Genomic DNA, 6,934 nt, shown 5'->3' on the forward strand with positions numbered 1-6,934 from the left:
GCGCCGGGCAGCCGGCCGGCCGCCCGTGCCTCGATCGCGGCCCGGCGCGCGGCCTCGGGGTCGGCACCGGGTGAGCCGCCGGCCGGGCCGGGGAGCGCTTCGCGCCCGCTCGGGCCGCCGCCCGGCGCCGGGATCGCGGGGCCGCCGGTGCGCCCGTGCTCGCCGCTCCAGGTCCCGTCGGCCGGGCCGTCGTCCTCGGAGGTCTCCTCGGGCGGCACCGGGTCGTACCCGCACAGTGCCTCCTCGGCCGCGCCGACGGCGAGACCGGTCAGCATGACCCGGCCGTCGTCGCAGACGAGGACCGTGCGGGCGGTGATGTTGCGGTGCACCCAGCCGTGGGCGTGCAGCACCCGCAGGGCCATGAGCACGTCGGAGGCGACCTCGGCCGCCCGGTACGGCGTCAGCGGTTTCTCGGCGAGCAGCGCCGACAGCGGTCGCGAGGGCACCAGTTCGCTGACTATCCACAGCGAGCCGTCCTCGGCGAACACGTCGAAGACCTGGTCGAGCCGCGGATGGTCGGGAATGCGGGCCGCGGCCTGCGCCGCCTCCACCGCGCGCCGCACCGCCGGATCCGCCGGCCGCCGCACGGCACCCGCGCCGACGCGTCCCGGGGCCGGCCGCCGGGTCCCGCGGTCGCGGGCCGTGAAGCCTTCGGGCAGCCCCTCGGCGTCCAGCACCTCGGCTTCGACGACCTCGGGCAACGGCACTTGGCGGACCAGGACTTCCTGTCCGCTGTAGGTGTCGAAGGCCCGGGTCTCGGTGAGTTCGTACGCGTCGGCCGGCGGAAGCGGCAGGCGGTAGCGGTCGGCGAGGACCCGTCCCGCATAGTCGTCCACGTTGCCTCCCCCGGCCGCCCTGCTGTCAGTTCCGTTCGTCCGGCTTCCCGTGATGACCGATCCGGACACGTCGGTTCCGGATGCGCACGGTTCGCAAGCACTCACGATACGTGCCGGAGTCAACCCGTACCGAGCGGATGGGAGATATCACATCCGCGAACCGACCGCGGTGCCGGTCACGCCTTGGGTTCGAAGGTCTTCGTCAGCGTCTGCCAGGTGATCCTGCGCGTCTCGCTGCCCCACTTGGCGGCCTTGGCCGTGTACATCAGCGCGTAGCCCTGATCCTCGTCGACGACGAAACCGCGGTCGACGGTCCGGTACTTGGTGCCGCCGTCCACGTAGGTGAACTCCCAGTCGGCGGTGTTCCAGCCGCGGTAGCCCACCTTCTCTATGCGGATCCGGTCGTACTGCGAGCGCACCATGTAACGCTCCTGGTTCTTCCAGTCCGCGACCGGGTCGTTCTTGGGCGTGGTGGTCCAGCCGATGAGCAGCTTCTGGCCGTCTGGGCCGGTGAAGCGGTCGCCGGCCGCGTCGGACGACTGGTACCTCCACCCCTTGGGCAGGCCGATCGAGTAACCCTGCGCGCCCTGATGCGTGGACACGGCGGCGGTGCCGTCGCCCTTGCCCGCGTCCTCGCCGGAGTCCTTGCCGGTGTCCTCGCCGGAGTCCTGGCCGCCGGAGGAGGCGGCCGAGCCGGTGGCGCCGTCGGTCTTCGGGGCGCTGGGCGTGCCGTCCGGTGTCGCGCCGGCCGACCCGGTCGCCGCGCCGTCCGTGCGCACGCCGCCGCTCGGATCGTTCTTGGTGCCGGGCTCCCGGCCGGCCCCGGTGGCCGCCTTGTCGCCGCCCGTGCGGGACTGGTCGGAGCCCTCGTCACCGCCGAGCGTGAGGGCCAGCACGACGCCGAGCACGGCGACGACCACGGCGACCGCGATGACGATCAGGGTCCGCCGGGGCACCACATCGGTGAGCGGCGCCCGGGGCACGGGCCGCGGGGGGAGGTCCGGCGGGGTCATCACGGGCCAGCCGGAACCGCGGCCGCCGGAACCGCTGTTCGCGGCGCCGTTCGCCGTGCCGGGGGTGCCCGTTGTCCGGTGCGCGGCCGAGGCGGGGACCGCCGTGGCCGGGCCGGCGGACGGGGTGCCCGCCGGGGAACCGGCCGCCGGGTCGGTGCCGGAGCCGCCGCGGGCCGTCGCCGCCGTGCCCGCCGCGACCGCGGCCTTGCGCGCGGAGCGCAGGGCGCCGCGCAGCCGCTCGGCCGCGTCCTCGCCGCGCCTGCCCCCGGGGGTCCCGGGGGCGTCGGGCTGCGCCGGCAGCGGCACGACCTTGGTGGCGTCGGCCGGGCCCTCCGGCTCGGCCGGCTTCCGGTCGGGGGCGTTGATCACGGCCTTGAGCATCGCCCGCGCGCCCGCGTCGTCGAGCCGCTGGGCGGGGTCCTTGGTGAGCAGGCCGTAGATGACGTCCCGGAGCGGTCCCGCGTTCTTCGGCTCCTCCAGGGGCTCCGTCATCACCGCGGTGAGCGTGGCGATCGCGGACCCCTTGTCGTACGGCGGGGTGCCTTCCACCGCCGCGTAGAGCAGGCCGCCGAGCGACCACAGGTCGGCCGCGGGGCCGGGCTTGTGGCCGCGGGCACGCTCCGGGGAGATGTACGAAGGCGCGCCGACGAGCATGCCGGTGGAGGTGATGGACGGGTCGCCCTCGACCTGGGCGATGCCGAAGTCGGTGAGCACGACCCGGCCGTCGTCGGCGATCAGCACGTTGGACGGCTTCACGTCGCGGTGCAGGATGCCCTCGCGGTGCGCGGAGCGCAGCACGTCGAGGATGGCGAGGCCGACCTCGGCGGCGCGGCGGGGCTCCAGCAGGCCGTCCTCGCGGATGACCTCGGCGAGCGACTTGCCCTCGACCAGTTCCATCACGATCCACGGGCGGTCGTCCTCGTCGACCACGTCGTAGACCGTCACCGCGCTGGTGTTGCGGATCCGCGCGATGGCCTTGGCCTCGCGCAGCGTGCGCGTGATCAGCCGGCGCTTCTCCTCCTCGTCGATGTTCGACGGGAACCGCAGCTCCTTGACGGCGACCGTCCGGCTCAGGGTCTCGTCCACGGCCCGCCAGACCGTGCCCATGCCGCCGCGGCCGAGCACGTCTCCCAGCCGGTACCGCCCGGCGAGGAGACGCTCGCTGTTGTCCTGACGAGTCTCCTGACGAGATGTTCCCGCCCGCTCCGCCTCCGACATGCGTCCCCTCATGCAACCCGCCCTGACAGAGCCTCCATTGTCCCTCACCCGACAAGTGCCCGACGCCCAGGGTGGCTCCCCGCCCCGCGCGTCGCGGGGTTCTGTCCCCGCACCGGTAGAACGAGACGGTTCCGAACAGAGATCCCGATTCGCGACACTCGTTCGGGTGAAACAGACGGTGCACTCCGGTGAAACGGCCGGAGTGCACGGATTTGAGGGGTTCTCAGAGCGGGCGGCGGAGCCGGAGGGCGGGCCCGGCGCCTACAGCGGAACGATGTCCGGCGCGCCCAATCGGGCCGCGTCCGCCGTGAGGTCGTCCGGCTGGCGCTGCGACTCGCGTTCGGCCTCCACGCGCTTCTCGTAGTGCCGGACCTCGCGTTCGACCTGGTCACCGTCCCAGCCCAGGACCGGGGCCATCAGCTCGGCGGCCTCGCGGGCGCAGCGGGTGCCCCGGTCGAAGGTCTCGATGGAGATCCGGGTGCGCCGGGTCAGCACGTCGTCGAGGTGCCGGGCGCCCTCGTGCGAGGCCGCGTAGACGATCTCGGCACGCAGATAGTCCTCGGCGCCGGGCAGCGGGTCGCCCAGCGAGGAGTCGGCCGCGATGAGGTCGAACACCTCTTCGGCCAGAGAGCCGTACCGGTTCAACAGGTGCTCCACGCGCACCACATGAAGCCCGGTGCGCTGGGCGATGCGCGCCCGCGCGTTCCACAGCGCGCGGTAGCCCTCGGCGCCGAGCAGCGGGATGTCCTCGGTGACGCACTCGGCGACCCTCAGGTCCAGGCCGTGCACCGCCTCGTCGACCGCGTCCTTGGCCATGACCCGGTACGTCGTGTACTTGCCGCCCGCCACCACGACCAGCCCCGGCACCGGATGGGCGACGGTGTGCTCCCGCGAGAGCTTGCTGGTGGCGTCGGACTCGCCGGCCAGCAGCGGGCGCAGGCCCGCGTAGACCCCCTCCACGTCGTCGCGGGTGAGGGGCACCGCGAGGACCGAGTTGACGTGCTCCAGCAGGTAGTCGATGTCGGCGCTGGAGGCGGCGGGGTGGGCCTTGTCGAGGTCCCAGTCGGTGTCGGTGGTGCCGACGATCCAGTGCCGCCCCCAGGGGATGACGAAGAGCACGGACTTCTCGGTGCGCAGGATGAGCCCGGTGGTGGAGTGGATGCGGTCCTTGGGCACGACGAGGTGGATGCCCTTGGAGGCGCGGACGTGGAACCGGCCGCGCTCCCCCACCATCGCCTGGGTGTCGTCGGTCCAGACACCGGTGGCGTTGACGATCTGCTTGGCGCGGATCTCGTACTCCCCGCCGCCCTCGACGTCCTGCACGCGCGCGCCGACGACCCGTTCGCCCTCGCGCAGGAAGCCGGTCACCCGCGCGCGGTTGGCGGCCTTCGCGCCGTACGCCACGGCGGTGCGCACCAGGGTGGCCACGAAACGGGCGTCGTCCATCTGGGCGTCGTAGTACTGCAGCGCGCCGACGAGGGCGTCCTTCTTCAGGCAGGGCGCCACGCGCAGGGCGTGACGGCGGCTCAGATGCCGGTGCAGGGGCAGCCCCCGGCCGTGGCCGCGGGCCATCGACATGGCGTCGTAGAGCGCGACGCCGGAGCCTGCGTAGAGCCGCTCCCAGCCCTTGTGCTGGAGGGGATAGAGGAACGGCACCGGTTTGACCAGGTGCGGGGCCAGCCGCTCCAGCAGCAGCCCACGCTCCTTCAACGCCTCGCGCACGAGCGCGAAGTCGAGCATCTCCAGGTAGCGCAGCCCACCGTGGATCAGCTTGCTGGACCGGCTCGACGTGCCCGACGCCCAGTCGCGCGCCTCCACCAGACCGGTGGACAGTCCGCGGGTGGCGGCGTCCAGCGCGGTGCCCGCGCCGACCACACCGGCCCCCACGACCAGCAGGTCCAGCTCGCGCTCGGCCATCGCTGCCAGTGACTCGGCGCGCTGCGCCGGCCCCAGGGTCCCTGTCCTCACCGCTGCCTCCCGCTCATCGCGTCGCGTCGGCCGCACCCGTGGGGCGAGCCCGGTTCGGTATGCCTCTGCCCAAATTCTGACCGGCATGCCCGACTTCAGCCACCACTCGCCCCCAGCCTGTGGACAACACTCACAGAAACACTCACCGAAACTCGGGCGCCCAATCCCACAAATCGGTCATATTTACTCCTAGTCTGACATTGCGCTCGCTCGTTCTGTCCACACGGCTTGCGCACCTGTCCCGCTTCGGTTATTGGGAAGGACGGCCCACGCCATGCCCGCAGATCTCGCCGTCATCGGACTCGGCCCGCTCGGCCTGCCGCTGGCCCAGGCCGCCGTCGCCGCCGGCATCCCCACCGTCGGCTACAAGACGGGTCCGGAGCCCGGCTCCCTCAGCCCCGCGGAACTGCGCCGGATGCTCTCGGGGGGCTTCCGGCACGCCGTGGGCCCCGCCGAGCTGGGCCGGGTGCGCACCGCGGTCATCTGCGCGCCCGCCCCGCGCGCCGCGGACGGCGGGGTCGACCTCGGCCAGGTGGAGACGGCCGCGCGCACCCTGGGCCCGCGGCTGCGCCCGCACACCACGGTCATCCTGGAGTCACCGGTGCTCCCGGGCACCACGGAGGACTTCCTGCGCCCGCTGCTGGAGGAGGGCTCGGGTCTGCGCGCGGGACGCGACTTCCACCTCGCCTACTCCCCCAGCCGCGTCGACCCCGGCAACCGCGCCTTCACCCCGGCCAACACCCCCAAGGTGATCGGCGGCCTCACCCCCGCCTGCACCGAGTCGGCCGCAGCCTTCTACGGCCGGCTCACCGACAAGGTGGTCCGCGCGCGCGGGACCCGCGAGGCGGAGGCGGTGCAGCTCCTGGAGACCAACTACCGGCACGTGAACATCGCCCTGGTCAACGAGATGGCCGTGCTCTGCCACGACCTGGGCGTCGACCTGTGGGACGTGATCCGCTGCGCGGAGACCAAGCCCTTCGGCTTCCAGGCCTTCCGCCCCGGCCCCGGTGTCGGCGGCCACGCCGTCCCGCAGGACCTCATCGGCCGTGCGGGGCGCGGGCTGCGCATGGTGGAACTGGCCCGGCAGGTCAACGACCAGATGCCCCGGTACGTCGTCCAGCGGGCCGCCGCGCTGCTCAACGAGCACGGCAAGTCGGCGCGCGGCGCCCGCGTGCTGCTGCTCGGTGTCGCCTACAAGCCCGACCTGGGCGACCAGCAGGGCACCCCCGCGCGGGAGATCGCGGTGCGGCTGATGGAGCTGGGCGCGTCCCTCAGCTACCACGACCCCTATGTGCCGTCCTGGAGCGTCCTGGACCGTCCGGTGCCCCGCGCGGACTCCCTCTACGAGGCCGCCGCCGACGCCGACCTGACGATCCTGCTCCAGCAGCACCGGACGTACGACCTCCAGGGCCTGTCCGTGAAGGCACAGCTGCTGCTGGACACCCGGGGAGCGACCCCGACGGGCGCCGCGCACCGGCTCTGAGGCACCGCCCGCGCGGGAAAATCCCGGGTGGCCGGAATCGGTGCGCCTGTTAATCTTCGGCGTCCTCGTCGCACAGTCGTGCGCGGACTCCGCTCGAACACCTGTCCCGTGGGGGGATTCCTGTCATGACCCAGTCACTTCCGCCGCAGCCGACCGACGGCAACCCGTTCGCCCAGCAGCCGGGTGCCGTTCCCCCGGCCCCGGTCGCCCCGCCCCGCGGCAACGTGGTCCTCGGCGTGGTCACGGCCGTCGTCGTGGCTCTGGTCACCGCGGGCGTGTACGGCGCGATCGTCGGCGCCACCGAGTACGAGATCGGCTACGCGGCCGTCGGCGTCGGCTTCCTCGTCGGCTTCGCGACCGGCAGGATCGGCGGCTCGAATCCCGTGCTGCCGGTGATCAGCGCGGTCCTCTCGCTC

The 6,934-nt window shown here is 73.2% G+C and carries 4 protein-coding genes and 1 pseudogene; 2 read left to right on the forward strand and 3 right to left on the reverse strand.

Features of this window, described 5'->3' with window-relative positions:
* From CCN42_RS28960 to CCN42_RS28970, 3 genes are all read right to left on the reverse strand, one after another.
* A partial coding sequence (locus tag CCN42_RS28960) for a protein kinase (protein WP_158102140.1) occupies positions 1-836 on the reverse strand: 836 nt, incomplete at its 3' end.
* Positions 837-1,012: 176 nt separating this feature from the next.
* Positions 1,013-3,067 carry a serine/threonine protein kinase gene (locus CCN42_RS28965; protein ID WP_086740039.1) on the reverse strand — a complete coding sequence of 685 codons (2,055 nt, stop codon included), beginning with the start codon at positions 3,065-3,067 and terminating at the stop codon, positions 1,013-1,015.
* A gap of 261 nt (positions 3,068-3,328) precedes the next feature.
* Positions 3,329-5,035 carry a glycerol-3-phosphate dehydrogenase/oxidase gene (locus tag CCN42_RS28970; RefSeq protein ID WP_086740041.1) on the reverse strand — a complete coding sequence of 569 codons (1,707 nt, stop codon included), beginning with the start codon at positions 5,033-5,035 and terminating at the stop codon, positions 3,329-3,331.
* Between the two features lie 274 nt (positions 5,036-5,309).
* On the opposite strand from CCN42_RS28970, the gene CCN42_RS28975 reads away from it, so the two are divergent.
* Positions 5,310-6,518: a nucleotide sugar dehydrogenase gene (locus tag CCN42_RS28975; RefSeq protein WP_086171076.1), complete on the forward strand. Its 1,209-nt coding sequence runs from the start codon at positions 5,310-5,312 to the stop codon at positions 6,516-6,518.
* 125 nt (positions 6,519-6,643) lie between these two features.
* Positions 6,644-6,934: pseudogene (locus CCN42_RS28980) on the forward strand (hypothetical protein); the annotation flags it as partial.

The sequence above is a fragment of the Streptomyces glaucescens genome, assembly GCF_002154375.1.
Lineage (GTDB): Bacteria > Actinomycetota > Actinomycetes > Streptomycetales > Streptomycetaceae > Streptomyces > Streptomyces glaucescens.

Coding starts and splice junctions, on each gene's coding strand:
- CCN42_RS28965 (WP_086740039.1), bottom strand. CDS start 3,067: ATGTCGGAGGCGGAGCGGGCGGGAACATCTCGTCAGGAGACTCGTCAG.
- CCN42_RS28975 (WP_086171076.1), top strand. CDS start 5,310: ATGCCCGCAGATCTCGCCGTCATCGGACTCGGCCCGCTCGGCCTGCCG.